Here is a 3452-nt window from a genome sequence, read left to right on the forward strand (position 1 = left end):
AAATGTTTTTGATCTTTGTGGTCAAGTTTTTAAGAGCACACGGTGGATGCCTTGGCATTAGGAGCCGAAGAAGGACGTAGGAATCTGCGATAAGCCTGGGGGAGTCGATAACCGGACTGTGATCCCAGGGTGTCCGAATGGGGAAACCCCGCCAAGCGCGCGAGTGACTTGGTGACCCGTACCTGAACACATAGGGTGCGTGGGGGGAACGCGGGGAAGTGAAACATCTCAGTACCCGCAGGAAGAGAAAACAATAGTGATTCCGTTAGTAGTGGCGAGCGAACGCGGATCAGGCTAAACCGTTCCATGTGTGATAGCCGGCGGGCGTTGCATGGTCGGGGTTGTGGGACTTTCCATACCAGTTCTGCCGGGCTGGTGGGGTGTGATGTGCGCGCATAGGTGAACGGTTTTGAAAGGCCGGCCAGAGAGGGTGTTAGTCCCGTAACCGTAATGTGTTTGTACCGCCTGTGAGAGTATCCCAAGTAGTACGGGGCCCGAGAAATCCCGTGCGAATCTGTCAGGACCACCTGATAAGCCTAAATACTCCCTAATGACCGATAGCGGACCAGTACCGTGAGGGAAAGGTGAAAAGTACCCCGGGAGGGGAGTGAAACAGTACCTGAAACCGTGTGCTTACAATCCGTCGGAGCAGCCTTGTAGTTGTGACGGCGTGCCTTTTGAAGAATGAGCCTGCGAGTTAGTGTTACGTCGCGAGGTTAACCCGTGTGGGGCAGCCGTAGCGAAAGCGAGTCTGAATAGGGCGTGTGAGTGGCGTGATCTAGACCCGAAGCGAAGTGATCTACCCATGGCCAGGTTGAAGCGACGGTAAGACGTCGTGGAGGACCGAACCCACTTCAGTTGAAAATGGAGGGGATGAGCTGTGGGTAGGGGTGAAAGGCCAATCAAACTTCGTGATAGCTGGTTCTCCCCGAAATGCATTTAGGTGCAGCGTTGCGTGTTTCTTGCTGGAGGTAGAGCTACTGGATGGCTAATGGGCCCTACAAGGTTACTGACGTCAGCCAAACTCCGAATGCCGGTAAGTGAGAGCGCAGCAGTGAGACTGTGGGGGATAAGCTTCATAGTCGAGAGGGAAACAGCCCAGACCACCAACTAAGGCCCCTAAGCGTGTGCTAAGTGGGAAAGGATGTGGAGTTGCCCAGACAACCAGGAGGTTGGCTTAGAAGCAGCCACCCTTAAAAGAGTGCGTAATAGCTCACTGGTCAAGTGATTCCGCGCCGACAATGTAGCGGGGCTCAAGTACACCGCCGAAGTTGTGGCATTCACATATTGTCCTAGCCTTCGTGGTTCAGGAGTGTGGATGGGTAGGGGAGCGTCGTGTGGGCGGTGAAGCTGCGGTGTAAACCAGTGGTGGAGCCTACACGAGTGAGAATGCAGGCATGAGTAGCGAAAGACGGGTGAGAAACCCGTCCGCCGAATGATCAAGGGTTCCAGGGTCAAGCTAATCTGCCCTGGGTAAGTCGGGACCTAAGGCGAGGCCGACAGGCGTAGTCGATGGACAACGGGTTGATATTCCCGTACCGGCGAAAAACCGCCCATGCTGAGCGGGGGATACTAACTGCCCGAAATCTGCCCGATCACCCTTGTGGTGTGAGGGTTTTGGTGGAGCGCAGGACCTGATCCCGGGAGGCAAGCGTATTAACAGGTGTGACGCAGGAAGGTAGCCGAGCCGGGCGATGGTTGTCCCGGTCTAAGGATGTAGGGCGAATGGTAGGCAAATCCGCCGTTCATGTGCCTGAGATCTGATGGGACCCCCGTTTGGGGGGATTTGGTGATCCTATGCTGCCGAGAAAAGCATCGACGCGAGGTTTTAGCCGCCCGTACCCCAAACCGACACAGGTGATCAGGTAGAGAATACCAAGGCGATCGAGAGAATTATGGTTAAGGAACTCGGCAAAATGCCCCCGTAACTTCGGGAGAAGGGGGGCCCCAACCTTGAACACCACTTGCTGGTGGGAGGGGATCGGGGCCGCAGAGACCAGGGGGAAGCGACTGTTTACTAAAAACACAGGTCCGTGCGAAGTCGCAAGACGATGTATACGGACTGACTCCTGCCCGGTGCTGGAAGGTTAAGAGGACCGGTTAGCCGCAAGGCGAAGCTGAGAATTTAAGCCCCAGTAAACGGCGGTGGTAACTATAACCATCCTAAGGTAGCGAAATTCCTTGTCGGGTAAGTTCCGACCTGCACGAATGGAGTAACGACTTCCCCGCTGTCTCAACCATAAACTCGGCGAAATTGCAGTACGAGTAAAGATGCTCGTTACGCGCAGCAGGACGGAAAGACCCCGAGACCTTTACTATAGTTTGGTATTGGTGTTCGGAGTGGCTTGTGTAGGATAGGTGGGAGACGTTGAAGCCCGGACGCCAGTTCGGGTGGAGTCATCGTTGAAATACCACTCTGGTCACTTTGGACATCTAACTTCGGCCCGTAATCCGGGTCAGGGACAGTGCCTGATGGGTAGTTTAACTGGGGCGGTTGCCTCCTAAAAAGTAACGGAGGCGCCCAAAGGTTCCCTCAGCCTGGTTGGCAATCAGGTGTCGAGTGTAAGTGCACAAGGGAGCTTGACTGTGAGAGAGACATCTCGAGCAGGGACGAAAGTCGGGACTAGTGATCCGGCGGTACATTGTGGAATGGCCGTCGCTCAACGGATAAAAGGTACCTCGGGGATAACAGGCTGATCTTGCCCAAGAGTCCATATCGACGGCATGGTTTGGCACCTCGATGTCGGCTCGTCGCATCCTGGGGCTGGAGTAGGTCCCAAGGGTTGGGCTGTTCGCCCATTAAAGCGGTACGCGAGCTGGGTTTAGAACGTCGTGAGACAGTTCGGTCCCTATCCGCTGCGCGCGCAGGAAATTTGAGAAGGGCTGTCCTTAGTACGAGAGGACCGGGACGGACGAACCTCTGGTGTGTCAGTTGTACTGCCAAGTGCACCGCTGATTAGCTACGTTCGGATGGGATAACCGCTGAAAGCATCTAAGCGGGAAGCTCGCTTCAAGATGAGATTTCCATACACATTTATGTGTGAGAGGCCCCCAGCCAGACCACTGGGTTGATAGGCCGGATGTGGAAGCGAGGACTAACGACTCGTGAAGCTGACCGGTACTAATAGGCCAACAACTTACACCACACAGAAAAACATTCTGCTTGCGTCCACTATGTGGTTCCCAACCAACAACCCCCAAACACCGGGCTTATTGGCGGAACCAACAATTGAATAACACCACTACCTGCCCTCACGGGCAGGGATGTTGTAACCACTAATCTTCCCACCCCCGGAGCGTTTTCGCGGGGGAGCGGGTGAAAGGGTTACGGCGGTCATAGCGTGGGGGAAACGCCCGGTCCCATTCCGAACCCGGAAGCTAAGACCCACAGCGCCGATGGTACTGCACCCGGGAGGGTGTGGGAGAGTAGGTCACCGCCGGAACAACTATTA

General features: G+C 55.2%; 2 rRNA genes. Both read left to right on the forward strand.

Features of this window, described 5'->3' with window-relative positions:
• Positions 1-19: 19 nt before the first annotated feature.
• Positions 20-3146, forward strand: a 23S ribosomal RNA gene (locus ACFO0G_RS19835).
• Positions 3147-3326: 180 nt separating this feature from the next.
• A 5S ribosomal RNA gene (rrf, locus tag ACFO0G_RS19840) occupies positions 3327-3443 on the forward strand.
• Positions 3444-3452 lie beyond the last annotated feature (9 nt).

The sequence above is a fragment of the Arthrobacter sedimenti genome (genome assembly GCF_042652025.1).
GTDB classification, from domain to species: domain Bacteria; phylum Actinomycetota; class Actinomycetes; order Actinomycetales; family Micrococcaceae; genus Arthrobacter; species Arthrobacter sedimenti.